Below are 17813 nucleotides of genomic sequence, written 5' to 3'. Positions count from 1 at the left end.
ACCACCCGGCAGGATGGAATCTCAGTCAGGCAGATCGTTGCGACCCACAAGCCCGTTCTCGTACGCGTGGATCACCGCGTGCACGCGGTCGCGCAGGTTCAGTTTCTGCAGGACGGCCCGGACGTGCGACTTCACCGTGTTCTCGCTCAGCACCAGTTCCGCGCAGATCTCGCTGTTGGACCTGCCGCGGGCGAGTAGGCCGAAGATCTCGACCTCGCGTGGGGTGAGGCCGTCCAGGGCTGCCGTCCTCCGCACCGGCACCTGCCGTACGAGATCGAGGATCGTCGCGGCCACCCCCGGGGCCAGCGCCGACGTCCCGGAGGCGACATCACACACGGCCTGGGCCAGGGCTGCGGGCCGGACGTCCTTGGTCAGGTAGCCGCTCGCGCCGGCCCGGATGGCGGCCACGACCAGTTCGTCGTCATCGAACGTCGTCAGCATGAGCACCCGGGTCGCCGGTGCGATCCTGACGATCTCCGCCGTGGCGGCGACCCCGTCCATGCGCGGCATGCGGATGTCCATCAGTACCACGTCGAGGCGGTGCCGCCGGACGACCTCGATCGCGTCGCTGCCGTTCGCGACGTCGTGGGTGACCTCGATGCGTTCGTCGGCCGACAGCACCGTACGGAGCGAGGCCCGCAGCAACTCCTGATCGTCGACGAGCATGACACGGATCCCGGTCACGAGACCTCCTTCGTCGGCCTCATGACCAAGGTGCTGTGCTTGCTGATTCCCTCACTTCGTTCGGTCATTCCCCTCCTTCGTGGGGAGCCGCGCCCGCAGCACCCACCCCTCGTCCCCGTCGTCGATCGACAGGGTGCCGCCTGCGGTACGCACACGTTCCTCGATCCCTATCAAGCCGGTCCCCTGGCTGCCGACGTCGCGAAGCGCCTTGCCGCCATCGTCGCGCACCTCCACCATCGCCTCGGCCGGGGTCCAGTGCAGGCGAACGGTCACCTCGACCGGTGGTTCGAGGTGGCGCAGCGCGTTGGTGATGCCCTCCTGCACGGTCCGGACCGCCGCGACCTCGGCACTCAGGCTCAGCGGCCGTCGCTCACCCACCTCCGCGAACGTCACCGCATGGAGCGGGCTCGCCGCCGAGGCCACGAGGTCAGGGAGGGCATCGAGCGAGATCGGGAGCTGTCTGGGCCGGGAATCGGCGCGCGGCGCCACGGTGGCCGGGCCCAAGGTGGCCAGCATCGCTCGCAGACCTTGGTGGGCGTCCCGGCCGGCCTCGGCGATGTCGCCGAGTTCGCGGCGGGTCGCCGGATCCGCCGTCGTCACCGCCGCGGCCTCGATCCGCGCGACCATGACGGTGACCGTGTGGGCGATCACGTCGTGCAGGTCGCGGCGGATGCTGGCCCGTTCGTCCGCGACCGCCGCGGCCAGTCGTTCGCTCTCGGCTCGTCGGCCGGCCTCGTGCCTGCGGCGTACCAGCAGGGCCGCAAGCCACACACCGCCGACCACGAGCATCAGCAGCCCGCCCTCGACCAGGCGGGTCCACCCAGGGATGTCAGGGGGCAGCCGGGCCCACGCCACCAGCTCGGTGAGGACGATCCCGAGCGCGGCGACGGCCAACGCGACCACCGAGGACCTGACCGAGACCAGGCTGGTCAGCCGCCACAACGTCAGGGGGAAGCACACAGCCGAGGGCAGCATGTTCGGTGACCAACCCAGGAAGGGCATCGTCACCAGGACGAGCATTGCCAGCGCGCCGATCGCGTACCCCACCCACGGCCGTCGATGGGCCACCACCGCTCCCACATGGAGCAGGACGGCAGCACCCGCCGAGGCGAGGATCTGCCACAGGTCCGCGCCGAGGTGCCAGACGCCCGCCAGGATGATCACCGTCAGGAGAGCCAGGACCACGTGCGCCACCACCGTCGTCGCCGGCCATGTGCTCCGGCGCTGGGAGGCTGTCACGGTCGTCGCCTTCCGGTGAGCTCGTGGTGGGGAGCCGTGCCTGGCTCGACGTGCCACAGGATAGCCAGCAGCGGGCAGGCCGATTCTGGCGCCCCGCCACGAACCCGCCGGCGAAGCCCGTCGATGAGCTGCCTCATCGAACGCCGAGCCGTCGAAGCGGCCGGCGTCCCAGAAGACTGCGCGCGCGGGCAGAACGCGGGGCGGGCAGGCGCTGTCCTGAGCTGTGGTCAAGCGGCGTGGCGGTATTCGCTGATCACGCTTGTGACGACGGGTCTTCGGCCATCACCAGGTTGCGGGCCTGCACCGTCCGGGGTGCGCAGTCCTGCCGGCGCGGGATCGCCCACACCGTTGAGGCCACGATGATGTCGCCCAACCGGGCCAATTCGCCTTGGATTCTCCAATGTCCCCATATGGGGTTCTTCCGTGTCATCCGGATAGTCGGTGCCCTGACGGGCCGCCCGTAGTTTCCAGCGAAAAACAACGCTAAGGATCCAGGAATTGATCTTGGTCTGACCGCCCCGTACCCTGTCGTCCGTTTGGTGACGGTCGATGGCTGGGTGGTGGGTTCGTGGCGACTCGGGATGTGTTCTCCGAGGAAGAGATGATGCGGCTGCGGGGCCGCCCGGTGACCGACTTCGCCGAACGTGCCGAGCGGCACCGGGGTGAGCTGCGGGTGCACTGCTACCGGATGCTCGGGTCGTTCGACGAGGCGGAGGACCTGGTCCAGGAGGTGTTCCTGCGGGCGTGGCGCGGCCGGGACGGCTTCGAGGGCCGTTCCTCACTGCGCGCCTGGTTGTACCGGATCGCCACCAACGCCTGCCTGGACTTCCTCGACGGCCGGAGCCGCCGGACGCTGCCCGACCAGGCCGATTCGCCGGCCGGCCCGTGGTTGCAGCCGTTCCCCGGCCACCTGTGGGAGCCGGTGGCACCGAGCGCCGACGACCCGGAGGCCGCGGTGGTCGCGAAGGAGACCCTGGAGCTGGCGTTCCTGGCCGCCATCCAGCACCTGCCACCGAGGCAGCGCGCCGCGACGATCCTGTGCGACGTGCTGGGCTGGCCGGTCCGCCAGACGGCCGAGGCCCTCGACGGCAGTGTCGCCTCGGTCAACAGCGCACTGCAGCGGGCCAGAGCCACCCTGCGCACCCACCTGCCGCCCGGCCGGTCGGACTGGGCCCCGTCAGCCCCGCCCACCGACGAGGACCGCAGGATCCTGCGCCGCTACATGTCCGCGGTAGAGCGCGGCGACCTGACCGAGGTCGCCGAGCTGCTGGCGCGGGACGTGCGGGCGACGATGCCGCCGTACCCGGAGTGGTTCGCCGACCGCGACGGCGTGCTGGCAGCGCTGTCGGCGAGCTGGGACGCCGGCTCACCCGACTACATCGGAACGCTGCGCATGCTGCCGACGAGCGCCAACGGCCAGTTGGCCGCGGCGACCTACCGGTGTCCGCCGGGCGGGCACGCGTACGAGCCGTTCGGCATCGGCGTGCTGCGGGTCCGCGACGGCCGGATAACCGAGATCGTCGCGTTCCACGAGCCGGCCCTGTTCCCGTCGTTCAACCTCCCACCCACCCTGGACCGATGAGGTTCCGCGGTGGATGCCGTCTCAATACCGCACGAGGCAATCAGCCGGCAGAGGAGACAGCAGTGAACGACATCGAACCGCAGACAGCGAACGGCAAGGTGCTCTGGCACTTCACCATGTCCCTGGACGGGTTCGTGGCCGGGCCGAACCACGAGATGGACTGGATGATGACCGGCATCTCGCCTCAGCCGGGCCTGATCGAGGAGTACGTCGCGACCACCGGCGCGATCTTGGGCGGCCGGCGCGGCTGGGACCACTTCCCGGATCCCCGCATCGTCTACGGCGGCGCCTGGAGCGGACCCATCTTTGTGCTCACCCACCATCCGGAGGACGCCAAGCCCGCCGACGGTGTCACATTCCTGGACTGTGACGTGGCCGAGGCGGTACGGATCGCGCTGGCCGCGGCCGGCGGCAGGAACGTCGAGGTGCATTCGCCGACGATCGGCGGCCAGCTTCTCGAACGCGGGCTGCTCGACGAGATCAACCTGCACATCGCGCCCGTGCTGCTCGGCGAGGGCATCCGGCTGCTGGACCTCCCCGGTGGCCGGCCGCACTACCTCCACCGGGTCGGCGCCGGCGACCCCACGGCCGAGCTGAGTGTGCGGTACCGGCCGGTCAGGCCGTGACCGCGAGCGCCACCACGGCGACGGCGAGCGCACCCAGCAGGGTGCCGATCGCCAGACCCCCGGCCCAGGTGCGGGTGGTTCGGTCGAAGGAACGGACGAGGGCGAGCACAAGCACCCCGGGCACCAGGAACACCTCGGGGTAGGCGGGCAGGGCACTCGCGCCCCTGGCCTCGGCGGTGTCGGCCGACGCGAACAGGATCCAGGCGGCCTGAGCAGGGCGCAAGGCAAGACCGGCCCCCGGGGGGAACCTCCCTCGGGGGCCGTTTCCTGTGCTCGACCTGTTGCAGCCGACGGCCCTGCGCCCGCACGATCGCCGTCCCGGCACCCGCGGTTCTGGCCATCTGCCCCTGGTGCGTCACCCGCCAGCCCGGCCCCGCCGCTTAGCGTTGTTTTTTCGCTGGAAACTACGGGCGGCCCCTGACCGGCAGGATGAGGACACGGATCGAGCGGACCGTGGGCGGGCGCCCACGCCGTCTTGGCCGGCAGATTCGTCGAGCTGTACGCCGTGCCCGGCATCGGGCACCTGCGGCTCGCCGCGCTGCGGGAGACCCACCTGGACGACCTGTATGAGGCGCTCGGGCAGATCAACAACCTGGCCGAGGGAGAGAAGCCGAGCGAGATGTTGCGGCGGCTGCCAGCCGTGCGGGTGACCGCCGAGTGGCGAGGCGGGGGCCCGCACTCCTCTCGGCCGCTGTCGGCAGCGCGGATTCATCTCGTGCACCGGGTGCTGTCGTCGGCGCTGTCGTACGCGGTGCGTACGCGGCGGATCAGCCATGACCCGTCCAAGCATGTCGAGCCGCCGCAGGTGGTGCGGTGGGAGCGGACAGGGGTCGTGCCGGGGCCGATGATGGTGTGCCCCTCGGCAGGCGGGAGTGTTCCTTGACTGGTGCGAGAAGCACCAGGAGCGGCTGTATCCGCTCTTCCACCTTGTGTCCACGCGGGGGCTGCGCCGGGGGATGCGCGGCGGATGGAGTGGCCGGACGTCGATCTGGAGGCGGGCACTCTCAGCGTGGTGCAGCTGGCCGACGGGCCGGGCCCGAAGACCGATGCGGGCCTGCGCACGATCACACTCGATGAGGAAAACGTGCGGCTGCTCAAGGCGTGGCGGGTGCGCCAGAGCAAGGAGCGGCTACGGGCCGCCGACCGGGTGGACTCCGAGGCGGTGTTCACCCGGCGCAATGGTGAGGTGCTGCGCGAGGAGTACGCCTCACAGCGATTCGAGATCCTCATCCGGCGAGCCGGGCTGCCGCCAATCCGTTTCCATGATCTGAGGTACTGCGCGGCGACGTTCGGTCTGGCGGCCGGGGTGGACATGAAGGTCATCTCGGAGACGCTCGGACATTCGCGGCACAGCTTCACCGCGGACACCTACACGTCGGTACTGCCCGAGCTTGCCCAGGCGGCGGCGGAGGCGACAGTGGCGACCATCCCTCGCCGCTCCCGCCGGGCGTCCGGTTGACACGATGGTCTGGCAATGGTCTACCAGGCCACTTGTGGATCATTGCCGTACCTAGCGCACCCTGCAGGATTCGAACCTGCGACCGTCGGACTAGAAGTGGAACGCTGCTTCTTGGCTTGGCGGCACGTTGACCTGCTGGCAAATCAGGTGACCTTCATTGGAGAGGGGAGGCCAATCCGCACATGTTCCGGATCTTGAAAAGCGCTTTTCGCGAGATCAACGGCAGGTGGCCTCCGTTCAAGGTCGGCGGAAGTACAGGCCGATGCCGGTCCACCTCATCACGAACCACCATTTGATGCTCTGTAGTCTCTGTCGCCTGCTCAACCAAGCCGGCAGACGGGGATGCGGGACGAAGATCCACACATCGGCGACGATGCTGCCCGCATGTTCGCGAACCACAGGGTTCAGGTCGTGCAGAAGCGGCCGGAGAGTCTCCAGCGTCACGTCATCGATCTCACCGGTACGGCGGACCATGTGTGACACGGCGGTCAACCCCTGGCAGCGAAGCTGCTGTTCGCCGGAGGCGATGGCTCTACGAGCCCGGGGAGCGATGACCTCGGCATCGTCATGACACAGGGACAACCCGATCACGGCCACCCCGACCAGGGGATCGCCTCGATCAAAGGCGGCGTCGACCTGGTCGGCACACCCCGCCGGGTCATGCTGAATGCTTCCCCAATCCACCCGGTCTCCCAATTATGCGATCTTCGCCCGCATCCATTCGTTTGAAGGCACTGTCCAGATGCAGCCGCACGGTTGGAGCGACCGGTTTTCCGGCACCAAGAGGGTTCGTCGTCCTCTGCGCTCGATCATCTCATTAGGGGCCAACTCCATCTGAGCACCCATGATCGCGAGTCTGCATCCCTTACGTCTCAGGAGTTCAAGCGTCTCACCCGGATGCCAATCTCCCGAACGCCAGTGACCGGTGATCCTGACGTTCGCCCCCAGCTCCGTGTCCATCCGCATCGCCCGAAAGTGAAACGGCCCACCTTGCCTGCGGGAGGTGACGCGGTACCACTCTCCGCATACCCGCTCGTCGGGCCGTAGTGGAGCATGAACTGTTCGGTCTACCTCGCGCTGGGCCACGTCCACACCGTAGGTATGCAAACCGGGCAGGTCGCGCCTGTCTGGTAGCGAGCCGTACCGAGGGATGAAGCGCGCATCATCGACCGCCCTAAACCGCGTACGGAGACCAGCCGACATCGGGCGATTGTAAGGGCGACACAAATCGCCGACGGTTTTACAGCGGATCAAGGTTCAACCGAGCAACATCCTCCGAGCTGCGCGTACGGCTCCCGCCTCTTACCCGACACCTAAGATCATCCCGCACATATCCCGGATCTTGGTTTTGGCTGAGACCCGAAGAGCCGAAGCGCATCTAGAGGCGGTGCACAAGAGGCTGGCGCATGCCCGAGGGTGCCATATACGTTGGTCGGCCGACCAAGCGGGACAACCCGTTCCGATGGAGCGACTACCGGCCCATCGTCCATGACTGGGAGGGTGAGCCGGTCTTCCGATCTGTGGCTGTCCGCCGCCGACACGCAGTCACCGACTTCCGGACCGCAGTCGCGTATGGCGCCGGTTTACCCGACTACCCAAGCAAAGACGAGATCCGGCGCGATCCCGATGGCAAGGGCCTGGCCCGCTGGTGTCCGCTCCCCGAGCCGGGAGAGATCGACTGGTGCCATGCACGAGTCCTGCTGGAGATCGCGAACGGAGACGACGACGCCCGACCCCATCCCGGCAGCAGCCGCACAAGCCGCAGTCCAGGCGCTCGCAATCACCCGGCTGTCACGCGCCAGGAGCCTGGTATGCCACCTCCATCCGCGCGGCATCGTCGATCTCCTCTAGCGTCAGCAGGACGGCCGTCTTCGTTCGTACCGCCCCAGAGGCCGATATTGTGAGACCCACAGCGGCCGAAGCCGTATTGCTCGGCAGGTCGACGATCACATACGTGTCTGTCTCGCCGAACGCGAAATACATCTGCTCGACCCGCCCGCCGACGCTTTCCACCATGCGCTCCACCGCTTGCCGGCGTCCGGTGCCGCCATCTTGCAACACTCCTTTGAGGCCATCTGCGGTGTAGGTCGCCTGAATCAGGTACTTGGGCATGGTCGAGTCCCCCTTCTCGTGCCGCCACCCTGCGCTGGGGCGGCCATTGCGGTCACGAGGTTGAAGTTCTCGACTTAGGGTGACGGTAATCCCACCCGCTGTACTGATTTTCCCCTGTCGCAGCCTTACGCTGCGAAGCTCGCAGCGCACCCTGCTCAATCAGCAGAGTCGGCCGTCTTCACGAAGCCGGTCAGGCGATTTAGTCTCTGGGCGTGGTCGAAAAGCGCGACAAGCGAAGGAACATTCCAGCCCCCATACAGGCGGCGCTCTGGGCGCTTAGTAACGGACGATGCTATGCCCCGGATTGCCCCTTTCCGGTGATTTTCGAAGTCAGGCATGGCGTCTACAAGAAGAACGCCCAGATCGCTCACATCTACGGTGTGCAACCTGGATCCGCACGTCATCGCCCCTGCCGTACTCCCGAAGAGGAGCAGGAAAGGGACTCCTTTCGCAATCTAATACTTCTATGCCTGGCGCATCATGCGGAGGTTGATGACAAGAAGACAGGCGCGGATCTCTACTCGCCCGATCTCCTGTTTGAATGGAAACGCAAGCATGAAGGAGAGCACGGCAAACACCTTGCTCTCATCGGGAACTCTATGACCGACGACCTGATCGAAGCCTTGCTAGTAGAGGCATTCGAGCCGCCCGTAACTCGCCTTGAGCGCATCGCTGAGCAGCTGGAACGGACGGGTAGCCTTAATATAGATGCCTTGCAGGAGTTGAGGCAGATCATCTCAGTGATGAACGATGCCCCAGTAGGGGTCGACAATCTCACAGCGAGTCGCCTCGCCTATGCAGCGGAAGTGTTCGACGGAAACAACCTCAGCAGAACTGCGGCGTCCTTATCGTACGCAGCAGAGACGCTCCCCGGCGTCCTACGCTCCCTTGATGACAAGCTCCGGAGGCTTGGCGGCATGATGTAGACAAGAAGCTGAGTCGGCTCGTCCACCCACCACATATTGGCGTTTTGCCTGCTCTTGGCGCCCGTCCTGGCACCGTGGCGTATGTCCACTTCGGGGGATGACAGGTCAAAGCCAGGTAGACAGCGCTCGAGATATCTTCCGGCAGTGCCTGCAGCGGTTTTACAGGACGTGACCGTTCCGGCTGAGATATGGCCTCCCACCTGCGGCGCGACCAGGTCTCATCACCATGAACTCCATGATCATTGCACGCATATTGCACAGTGGTCATTAGGGCAAGGCGTCTGGAGCTTGAACCCGGAACCTGCGGATTAAAAGAAGTCGGTTCGATCGATGTCTGAAGCTCTGGCCTGCGGGTATGGTGTCCGTGGACGTTCGCTGAGTTCCGCCAGAGTTCGTCCCCTTGGCTGTACTCGTGGCTGTACAGCCAGAGCCACGCGGCCCGCTCTTCCTTGGGGTTCCTGCAAATCGGATGCGTTAACTCCCCAGTGGTCAGCGGCGCCTTGGGCGGGGTTCTCAGCGCCTATGGTGCTGGTGTGCTGCCCGGCCTGTCTACTTAGCAGTCGGCAGCAATAGATGCTCTGGAATCGCCCAAGGCGTCAACCCTCGGGTGTGGGCCTTGAGCCGCATGCCACGGTCGTTGCTTACGACGAGAACTGGCGCACCTGTGATCTGTTGCAGGAGAACGCCTCTGCTGACGATCTCGATATCCACGTCTTGAGTTCTCTGATGGCTGCGCTCATCCATGAAAATTTCGAGAGTCGTCTTTGCTCTGAGTGGTGCAAAGCCATCGGTTTGGAGATCGTCGAGATATCCGTCGAGGACCTTGAGTACCGTTCGGGCACGATCTCCGCGATTGCCTCGCTCCATGTACTTGATCTTATCGAGCTCGTCGATTACAGCGATTGGCAGCACAATCCGAACAACATCCTCGCCGAGTTTCCTACGCCAATCGATTTCGTTAAACATGATGCAGTGCATGTAGACGTTGCAGTCCAGGATCGCGATCTTTCCCGCGCGGGTTGACCACTTCATCAGTTGTTGGAGTTCATCTCTAAGCTGAGTGAGTCGGCCCTTCTGCTTTTCGACCTCACCGCGGAGCGCGATGTTGAACCCGAGAGGAGGTGGGTTGCTGTAGTCACGGTCGATTCGCTCAAACCGTGGTGTGAGTAGGTCGTCGGCTATGCGAGTTTCTGTGAAATGCTGCCGAAGTCGACCCTCGGCGGTGTCGATCCAGTTGAGATAGCGTTTCTTGCCGGTCTGATCCCCAGTGACCTGGATGTTGCCAGCCTCCTGGATCAGGTAATCCAATGACTTCAGGACTTCGGCTGCCACTTGCCCGTCTCGCATCTCCATGCGGGAGAGTTTGGCATGTACGAGTCGGAAAGCCCCAAGGTTTTCGGCGCCGAGGCGAAATGTGCCAGAAGATCGGTCGATGACCGTCTTCTGCCCCTCGGGGTGGATCTAGGCTAAGAGCACCTAACAGCATGAGGCGGTTCTCTTTCGGCGCCGGTGCGCTGAGAACCTTCACCCAGGTAGGCGGCGCCCATGGACAGTGCAGACGCGATCACACCTCATTTTGATAGGAGCTCTTCGCCGGAAGCACCGCAGCCGGCCACGCCCCAGCGGTACCGCCGTACCCGCGTTAGGAGAGCGGACGCACGTCCATGCCGTAGCTCAGGCGGTCGATCCACCATGGTCCGCAGCTCGCTATGCTCCACTGACCGCTGTTGGTCGTCACCCAGCCGCCGTCCCTACGGCCGTTGATGCACTGGACCCACGCGCGGAACTCGTAGGCAGGACCGTTCGTCGCGCATCGGGCGGAAAACGAGTTCTGACCGAAGGTGTAGTCACAGTCATTGACTTCTGCCGACGCCGGGCTCAGCGCACTCGACCCGACGGTAACGGCTCCCACCGCGAGCACGGTCGCGGCGAGGACGCGCAGGGTTCTTCTCATACCCTCTCCTAGTACTGGTGACAGATGGCCGTTTCACGTTCCGTACACCCCGCTTCGCGCCTTACTTCGGGGATGTGCAACAGAGGGGATTCTTAGGAAACTTTCCTAAATGAAAGATACGTGCAAACCGGAGCGCGTCAACCCTGCGCGTACCGACAACCTCATCCGCCCAGCGGGTGCCGGAAGAAGACCGCTTCATTCTGTTAGGCGCTCTTAACGCAGTGAGCGCTTGACCGCTCGGGCGAGTTCTGCGATGCGCTTGCGCTGGCGGCGAAAGCCGGGGTGCATCAGAGCCTCCATCAATCCCGGCGCGGTTCACTGTCACCTTCCGGCGTCCGGCTGGGGAGTGCTCACCCTGGAGAAGACCAAGCCGCAGAGCAACAAGCGGTTCACCGACTCGGGGGAGACCCATGACGATCGTGGTCTCAAGCACCGAGCCGAGAAGGAGATACGGTCGGTGCCGATCCCACCGGAACTGGTGGCCATTCTGCGCGGCCACCTCGACACTCACGGCGCCGGAGATGACGGCCGGCTCTTCCGGATCCGTACGGGCGGGCTGATCTCCGGGTCGGCGTACGCCAAGGTCTGGAAGGAGGCTCGGACGTATGCCTTCACCCCCGACCAGGTCGCCTCACCTCTGGCGGGCAGGCCGTACGACCTGCGGCACGCGGCGGTCTCCCTCTGGCTCAACACCGGGGTGCGCGCGCCGGAAGCGGCGGAGAGGGCCGGTCACGGGGTGGACGTGCTGCTCAGGGTCTACGCCAAGTGCATCGACGGCCAACGAGACGTGGCCAACCAGCGCATCCTGGTCGCGCTCACTGTGTGAGGCATCGTAGGAACACCATGACGACGAAGGGTCCCGGCTCACACCGGGGCACTTCGCCGTGTCGGAAGGTGATCATTGTTCGTGAATGCGGTGATGCCACCATCCGCCGAAGCGCCATGGGTAATAACGCGCCCAAGGGTCTGGGATGGTCCGGCGGTAGAACTCCTCGTCCAGCCGCGTCACGATTTGTGAAAGCTCTGCCTTGGCTGAAGATCGAAGGCGTCGCAGGGCGTATTCCAGCGTGTTCCGAGCCTCTGCCGGGTCGCAGCAAGGACAGTTCGCTTCGGGCAGATAGAGGTAGCGGCCGGGCTGCCGGAGGAACCGCTCGTATTCGGCGAAGGCGCCGACGACGGCTCCAGGCCCTAGACGCTGGAGCTCGATTCGTGCGATGGCTGCACAGGTCCGGCTGGAGACGCCGGGAATCTTGGGAGCTGGGCGGTAGCGTCGGCGATTCGCCCACACTTGCGCGCGGAGGATGCTCGGCCGTCTACGCGGCATCGGCCTTTCGGGTCGTCATGAGGCGCATCGTGCCACACCTCGACATCACGAACCACCCTGCGACGTGCCTCGGAGGGCTCGGAATCCTTCCGCGAACCTCCGGAACCGCCGGTCCCACCTGGGAAAACAGGGCCGGGTCCATTCCGCGTATGTTCCGCGACCGGTGGCATACGGCTGCTTCCGGCTACCTGCGGCTACCTGAGGGGAACGAACCGCGGACAAGCAAAAGACCAGGTCAGCGGCTAGATGACCTGGTCTTGGTTGCGCACCCTGCAGGATTCGAACCTGCGACCGTCGGATTAGAAGTCAGGTGAACATCGACCGCTGAATACGCCGCTTAACTGCATAAACGTCGTTCTCGTCGGCTGGCCGTGACCCGTTTGGGAAGGCATTGGGAAAGGTCGTGGTTTGCGGTTAGGTAACGGGGTGTGCCATGGCCGGCGGTGTGGTCTAGAGATGTCGGTATGGCCGGTTGGTGGCGTGCGTTTTCGATTGTTTTGGTGGCTGCGTTAGGCGCGGTGGTGGCTGCTGCGCTGGACGGTAAGGCGCTCGGGGCAGTGATCGGGGCGGTGATCGGTGGGGTGTGCGGGGCATTCGCTCCGACACTGCTAGAGCGTTCCCGTGCACGGGCTGAGGCGCTTGAGGCCTTGGCGAAGGTGGCGGAGTTGCGGCCGGATGTCGCCGGGCCGGCGTCGTTGTTGCATCCGTCGCGAGGGGTGGTGCCGTTCACCGGGCGGGAGCGGGAGCTGGCGGAGTTGCTGGCTTGGTGCGCCGATGCCGATGCGGGGCGGTTGCGGCTGGTGACCGGTCCAGGTGGGGTGGGTAAGTCCCGGCTGGCCGTGCAGCTGGCCGAAGAGCTGGGGGCCGGTTGGGGGGTGCTGGAGGTCGCCGATGATAGCGAGGCCGAAGCGTTGGCGCGGTGGCGGGCGGTGAATGAGGAGCAGGTGCTGTTGGTGGTGGACTACGCCGAGACCCGGACGGGGCTGGCGGGGCTGCTGCGGGAGGTGGCTGGGGATGAGGGGCGCCGGGTACGGGTGCTGCTGCTGGCGCGTACGGCTGGGGAGTGGTGGCGGCAGCTGGGTGCGGAGTCGGCGCGGGTACGGGAGATGGTGACCGCTGCCGAGGCCGGGAAGATGGAGCTGGCCGAGGAGGTGCGGGCAGGCACGTCCGATCGGGAGCTGGTGGCTGCGGCGGTGCCTCACTTCGCCGCAGCACTAAACGTGCAGCCGCCGAAGGGATTTGAGGTGGTGCTGGGCGAGGGGCCGCAGCGGATCTTGGACCTGCATGCGGCGGCGCTGGTGGCGGTGCTGCGCTCAACCCGATCCGGCACGGGCAAGAGCGGAGTGGTGGTGCAGGTGGGTGAGGTACTGGAGGAGGTACTGGGCCATGAGCGGCGTTTTTGGGTGCAAAGCGCCCGGGCTCAGGGGTTAATGGACGGTGCTTTCGGGTTGAGTGAGGAAGTGGTGCGGCAGACCGTGGCAGCTGGCACGCTGCTGGGGGCTAAGGATCGGGAGCAGGCGGTGAAGGTAGCAGGCCGGGTGCCTGACGGAATGGCATCGGTACGGGTGGCCGACTGGTTGCGGGAGTTGTATCCGCCAGACGACGACCGGGAGTGGCTGGGGCGGTTGCGGCCGGATCGGCTGGCGGAGTTGCACATCACCCAGGAGCTCAGTGGATCTGCGGAGTTGCTGAAAGCGTGTTTAGAAGGCTTGGATGCGCAGCAAGGGCGGCGGGCGCTGGTGACGCTGGCACGAGCGACGCAGGAACTACAGGCGGCCAGTGAACTGCTGCAACGGCTGTTGCCGTCGGTCACTGGTGAGGTGGGGTCGATTCCTGCACCGCGTGAAACCCTGCTGGCGTTGCATGAGGTGCTGCCGTACCCTTCCCTGATCTTGGCTGACGCGCATGCTCTGCTCGCGCGGCGGCTGCTGGACAGCGTTCCGACTGATGCCGGTGCTGCAGAGCGGGCGAGGTGGTTATTGGCTCTTGGGGCTCATCTCTGGAAGCTGAGTCAAACCGACGAAGCCCTGCCACTGACCGAAGAAGCTGTGGCCCTCTACCAGGGGCTGGCCGAGGCCTACCCCGACCGCCACCGCCCCAACCTCGCCGCCTCCCTGTCCAACCTCGGTGGCGAGTTCTCAGAGCTGGGTCGCCCGGCCGAAGCCTTGTCAGTGATTAGGGAGGCTGTGGCCCTCTACCGGGAACTGGCCGAGGCCTACCCCGACCGCTACCGCCCCGACCTCGCCACCTCCCTGACCAATCACGGCCTGGCGTTCTCAGAGCTGGGTCGCCCGGCCGAGGCCCTGCCAGTGACCGAGGAAGCCGTGGCCATTCGACGGGAGCTGGCCGAGGCCTACCCCGACCGCCACCGCCCCGACCTGGCTCTCTCGCTGACCAGCCTCGGTAACCAGCTCTCAGAGCTGGGTCGCTCGGCCGAGGCCCTGCCGGTAACCGAGGAAGCCGTGGCCATTCGACGGGAGCTGGCCGAGGCCTACCCAGACCGCTACCGCCCCAGCCTCGCTGCCTCCCTGACCAGCCTCGGTACCCAGCTCTCAGAGCTGGGTCGCTCGGCCGAGGCTCTGCCAGTGACCGAGGAAGCCGTGGCCATCCTCCGAGAGCTGGCCGAGGCCTACCCAGACCGCTACCGCCCCAGCCTCGCCGGCTCCCTGAGCAACCTCGGTGGCGAGTTTTGGGTGCTGGGTCGGATCGACGAGGCCCTGCCGGTAACCGAGGAAGCCGTGGCCATCCTCCGAGAGCTGGCCGAGGCCTACCCAGACCGCCACCGCCCCAACCTCGCCGGCTCCCTGACCAACCTCGGTGGCAAGTTCTCAGAGCTGGGTCGCTCGGCCGAGGCTCTGTCAGTGACCGAGGAAGCCGTGGCCATCCTCCGAGAGCTGGCCGAGGCCTACCCAGACCGCCACCGCCCCAACCTCGCCACCTCCCTGAGCAATCACGGCCTGGCGTTCTCAGAGCTGGGTCGCTCGGCCGAGGCTCTGTCAGTGACCGAGGAAGCCGTGGCCATCCTCCGAGAGCTGGCCGAGGCCTACCCAGACCGCTACCGCTCCAGACTCGCCATCTCCCTGACCAACCTCGGTAACCAGCTCTCAGAGCTGGGTCGGACCGACGAGGCAGCCCAGGTAGGGGAGGAAGCCGAGCGCATCAGAGGTGGCTGACAGCAGGACGTGATCAATCTCGGCCTGATGCGGTTTCCAGAGCACACATTGTTTCTGACAGCCGCACGCGCGTAGGCGGCGCAAGCTGCCATCAGCCAAAGAGCCACAGTGCAGCCAGCCGGGGGACTCTACTCCCTAACCTTTTGATCCGTAGGGGGAGCCTCACCCCGCACCCTTCACTCCTCTGACCTGCTCGAACGCCGAGTCTGTGAGTTGACAACATCCTCTACGGGAAGGCATTGGGAATGATCTGGCTAGGTCTGGACAGGCACTCACTCCGTTGTCATGGCCGTCCAGGCTCAGCCTTTACTCTCCTGGAGTTCCTACTTCCTCTGCTCAGAGAAGAGGTACCCTCCGACGATCACGAAGCCAATCTGAAAGACCCAGAAATGAACGGCCCGATGACCCGGGCGCGACCGCGCTAACTCACAGCGTTTGGAGCCTGTGCGGTGTGATGACATCGGGACTGCCGATGTGATCAACTTTAAAGGGCGGGCGGCGAAGGTATCACATCTGATTGACTGTGCGGTCATGAGGCCGAGGCTGCCGAGAAGTCCTTAGGCTTTGTGCCGTACCGGCATGATCCCGCCCAAGCCGCATACCGCGAACCACAGCGCTGACCGGGTAGGTCTCATTGGTGCTCACGACCGCCAGACTGGAGAAGCAATATATGAAAAAGCATGACCGAGAGCTGGCTATTCTGCGCATGATCTACGACGAGAAGAAGTTCGCGTCTGTACAACATCAAGATCGCCCAGATTTTTTACTGCGCCACCATGGAGCTAGTACAAATTTTGGGGTGGAGGTGACGGAGCTATATCAAACAGAATCAGATGCTCGCGCAAATAATCGCCCAGGCTACATCGGCCAACTTTTGGCCGGTGGACGCTACATGCACAAAGACGACACGAAGACTCTTAGCATATCAACAGTTAAAATACAAGATTCGGAAGGAAATCTAAAAGCCGATAACGTGTCTGCAATTATTCGACAACAACCCTCCGAGCGCCAGCGTTCTCAAGCCATAGCTGAAGTAGTGCATCGAAAGAACGAGAAGGCAGACGGCTATCTAGAAGGACTAGACCATGTCAATTTAATTATTATGGATCATTTTGGCTTGAAACACGAGCCGGATTCTGAATACTCGGTAAGCAGACTGCTGACTTCCGGGCTTCGCCCCGCATTGCTTGAGACAAGATTTCGCGAGGTATTTTTAATATCAACACTTTCCGATGGCCGGAAGATCTATCGACCGCTTCAAATGTTGCTACTGGTGGAGCGTTTTCAACTCTTCATTGAAGCCATTAACTCCTGTGATGCAATTAGCTCTGCAATTGAATTGAATGATATCGTCCCTCTCTTTGTTCGCCAGATGAATCGCTCTGGAATGTGCGTGGAGCTAGCAAGTCATGTAAACGACTTTCAGTGTGCAATATATCGTGGGGCGGGGATCTTTCACACAGGCGAAATGACTGAAATTCTCGATTTTTACGACATGGATCTACCGTCAGCCCTGCCGCTACCTCCAGTTCCAGTAAATCCAGAAACAATGGCTATCTTTGAAAAAGGCTATGAAAAACTCATACAGAAAAACGGATTCGTCACGCCACTCGTAATGGATGTGGTTGAAGAGTCTGATCTATGAATTTCAAGAGACTTCAACTGGTATGTGTCCGTGAGGTGGCGTCGGTCCAGACCGACTGAGAGCCACAGCCGGGCTAGCGACCGCCCGACGCGCGGCAAGACGCCGCAGGTGGGTCGCCTTATAGAAGCCCCGAGACTCAACCGACACAGTGGACGGTCGGCTTCGGATGCATCGGGAAACGTGGCGCGGGCGAGTTCAGTGCGGGAAACTCGTCTGCATGGCTCAGCTGGCGATGACATCAGCACGATGGAATGAACTCACTGCGCTGCTGAACGATGAGCAGCGGCTTCAGGCCGAGTATCCCAAGGTGGCCGAGTACCTGGATACGGCAACAGGGCTGTCGGGGACCGGTGACGTTGAAGCCGACGGAGCGTTCGACCTGCGGTTCGTGCACTACATGACCGGCGGTAGCGCTGTGAGCCCGAACCCCTACTGGGACATCATTGAGCCGTTCGTGTTCGAGCACGAGGGCCGCCGCGTGGTGAACGGTGGTCGAGCGGAAGGAAGCGCGCGACTCGCCTTCGCGCAGATGATCTTGCAGGCGACCTACGCCTACGCGGTGCCTTCCCCGCAGACCATCGAATGGATGTCCAGTTTCTGCGCCGATCTCCCAATCGTGGAGCTGGGGGCAGGTCGGGGATATTGGGCGGCGCAGCTGGCTCGCTCAGGGCTGGCTGTTGAGGCGTACGACCTGGAGCCGCCCAACAGGACCAAGAACGCCTCATTCCTTGGAGTCGCCGGCCAGGCGGACGTGTGGCACCCCGTCGGTGATCTGGATGGGTTCGCGGCTCGTGCCCAAGCAGCGGATCACGTGCTGTTCCTTTGCTGGCCGCCCGGCTGGGGGGACAAGATGTCGTCTGAGGCGCTGGCCTCGTTCGAGAAAGCAGGGGGCGAACGACTCATCTACATCGGAGAGCCGAGGGGCGGCAAGACCGGTAACGATGCCTTCTTTGATGCCCTCTCGACCCGTTGGAGGCTGGACTCTGTAGATCCACGCTTCGTTTCGTGGTGGACGGAGACGGACGCCGCGCAGGGCTGGGTTCGGAGCTGAGGGCGCAGCAGAAGGGGGGTGCCGACCTAGGTCGGCAC

At 64.4% G+C, this 17813-nt stretch carries 16 protein-coding genes and 1 pseudogene; 10 read left to right on the top strand and 7 right to left on the bottom strand.

Annotated elements, in window-relative coordinates; genetic code table 11:
• Positions 1 to 21: 21 nt before the first annotated feature.
• Together ABZU75_RS28270 and ABZU75_RS28265 are read right to left on the bottom strand one after the other, a co-directional pair.
• Complete coding sequence (locus ABZU75_RS28270; protein ID WP_355560359.1) at positions 22 to 684, bottom strand: response regulator transcription factor; 663 nt, start codon at positions 682 to 684, stop codon at positions 22 to 24.
• Between the two features lie 51 nt (positions 685 to 735).
• Positions 736 to 1923: a histidine kinase gene (locus ABZU75_RS28265; RefSeq protein ID WP_355560356.1), complete on the bottom strand. Its 1188-nt coding sequence runs from the start codon at positions 1921 to 1923 to the stop codon at positions 736 to 738.
• A gap of 568 nt (positions 1924 to 2491) precedes the next feature.
• Here ABZU75_RS28265 and ABZU75_RS28260 point away from each other — a divergent pair.
• Positions 2492 to 3505, top strand: coding sequence for an RNA polymerase subunit sigma-70 (locus ABZU75_RS28260; protein WP_355560353.1), 1014 nt, complete (start codon positions 2492 to 2494; stop codon positions 3503 to 3505).
• A 62-nt stretch (positions 3506 to 3567) separates the two neighbouring features.
• The gene (locus ABZU75_RS28255; RefSeq protein WP_355560350.1) at positions 3568 to 4131 is read left to right on the top strand and encodes a dihydrofolate reductase family protein; all 564 of its coding nucleotides are present in this window, start codon (positions 3568 to 3570) and stop codon (positions 4129 to 4131) included.
• Here ABZU75_RS28255 and ABZU75_RS28250 read toward each other — a convergent pair.
• Positions 4121 to 4354 carry a hypothetical protein gene (locus ABZU75_RS28250; RefSeq protein ID WP_355560347.1) on the bottom strand — a complete coding sequence of 78 codons (234 nt, stop codon included), beginning with the start codon at positions 4352 to 4354 and terminating at the stop codon, positions 4121 to 4123. The genes ABZU75_RS28255 and ABZU75_RS28250 overlap by 11 nt on opposite strands.
• Positions 4355 to 4606: 252 nt before the next feature.
• Here ABZU75_RS28250 and ABZU75_RS28245 point away from each other — a divergent pair, with 252 nt between their 5' ends.
• Together ABZU75_RS28245 and ABZU75_RS28240 are read left to right on the top strand one after the other, a co-directional pair.
• Positions 4607 to 5014 (top strand): hypothetical protein, encoded by a 408-nt coding sequence (locus ABZU75_RS28245; protein WP_355560344.1) that lies wholly within the window; start codon positions 4607 to 4609, stop codon positions 5012 to 5014.
• A gap of 3 nt (positions 5015 to 5017) precedes the next feature.
• Positions 5018 to 5590 (top strand): site-specific integrase, encoded by a 573-nt coding sequence (locus tag ABZU75_RS28240; RefSeq protein WP_355560341.1) that lies wholly within the window; start codon positions 5018 to 5020, stop codon positions 5588 to 5590.
• 237 nt (positions 5591 to 5827) lie between these two features.
• Here ABZU75_RS28240 and ABZU75_RS28235 read toward each other — a convergent pair whose 3' ends face one another.
• Positions 5828 to 6274, bottom strand: coding sequence for a hypothetical protein (locus ABZU75_RS28235; RefSeq protein ID WP_355560339.1), 447 nt, complete (start codon positions 6272 to 6274; stop codon positions 5828 to 5830).
• A 719-nt stretch (positions 6275 to 6993) separates the two neighbouring features.
• Here ABZU75_RS28235 and ABZU75_RS28230 point away from each other — a divergent pair.
• A pseudogene (locus ABZU75_RS28230) lies at positions 6994 to 7494 on the top strand (DUF4326 domain-containing protein); the annotation flags it as partial.
• Here the strand turns inward: ABZU75_RS28230 and ABZU75_RS28225 are convergent.
• Complete coding sequence (locus ABZU75_RS28225) at positions 7382 to 7702, bottom strand: GYD domain-containing protein (protein ID WP_355560336.1); 321 nt, start codon at positions 7700 to 7702, stop codon at positions 7382 to 7384. The pseudogene ABZU75_RS28230 and the gene ABZU75_RS28225 sit on opposite strands and share 113 nt — an antisense overlap.
• A 212-nt stretch (positions 7703 to 7914) precedes the next feature.
• On the opposite strand from ABZU75_RS28225, the gene ABZU75_RS28220 reads away from it, so the two are divergent.
• Positions 7915 to 8628 carry a hypothetical protein gene (locus ABZU75_RS28220; RefSeq protein ID WP_355560333.1) on the top strand — a complete coding sequence of 238 codons (714 nt, stop codon included), beginning with the start codon at positions 7915 to 7917 and terminating at the stop codon, positions 8626 to 8628.
• A gap of 549 nt (positions 8629 to 9177) precedes the next feature.
• On the opposite strand, the gene ABZU75_RS28215 is transcribed toward ABZU75_RS28220, so the two are convergent.
• Together ABZU75_RS28215 and ABZU75_RS28210 are read right to left on the bottom strand one after the other, a co-directional pair.
• Positions 9178 to 9981 carry a PIN domain-containing protein gene (locus ABZU75_RS28215; RefSeq protein WP_355560330.1) on the bottom strand — a complete coding sequence of 268 codons (804 nt, stop codon included), beginning with the start codon at positions 9979 to 9981 and terminating at the stop codon, positions 9178 to 9180.
• A gap of 289 nt (positions 9982 to 10270) precedes the next feature.
• Positions 10271 to 10582 (bottom strand): hypothetical protein, encoded by a 312-nt coding sequence (locus tag ABZU75_RS28210; RefSeq protein ID WP_355560327.1) that lies wholly within the window; start codon positions 10580 to 10582, stop codon positions 10271 to 10273.
• Positions 10583 to 10928: 346 nt separating this feature from the next.
• On the opposite strand from ABZU75_RS28210, the gene ABZU75_RS28205 reads away from it, so the two are divergent.
• From ABZU75_RS28205 to ABZU75_RS28190, 4 genes are all read left to right on the top strand, one after another.
• Positions 10929 to 11408, top strand: coding sequence for a hypothetical protein (locus tag ABZU75_RS28205; protein WP_355560324.1), 480 nt, complete (start codon positions 10929 to 10931; stop codon positions 11406 to 11408).
• 962 nt (positions 11409 to 12370) lie between these two features.
• Positions 12371 to 15079: a tetratricopeptide repeat protein gene (locus ABZU75_RS28200; RefSeq protein ID WP_355560321.1), complete on the top strand. Its 2709-nt coding sequence runs from the start codon at positions 12371 to 12373 to the stop codon at positions 15077 to 15079.
• A 670-nt stretch (positions 15080 to 15749) separates the two neighbouring features.
• Positions 15750 to 16724 (top strand): hypothetical protein, encoded by a 975-nt coding sequence (locus ABZU75_RS28195; RefSeq protein ID WP_355560318.1) that lies wholly within the window; start codon positions 15750 to 15752, stop codon positions 16722 to 16724.
• Positions 16725 to 16941: 217 nt separating this feature from the next.
• Complete coding sequence (locus ABZU75_RS28190; protein WP_355560315.1) at positions 16942 to 17775, top strand: hypothetical protein; 834 nt, start codon at positions 16942 to 16944, stop codon at positions 17773 to 17775.
• Positions 17776 to 17813 lie beyond the last annotated feature (38 nt).

The sequence above is a fragment of the Streptosporangium sp. NPDC005286 genome (assembly GCF_040607515.1).
Classification (GTDB): Bacteria; Actinomycetota; Actinomycetes; order Streptosporangiales; family Streptosporangiaceae; genus Streptosporangium.
The sequence above is the reverse complement of the archived record's forward strand: the minus strand, read 5'-3'. Positions and strand labels throughout refer to the sequence as shown.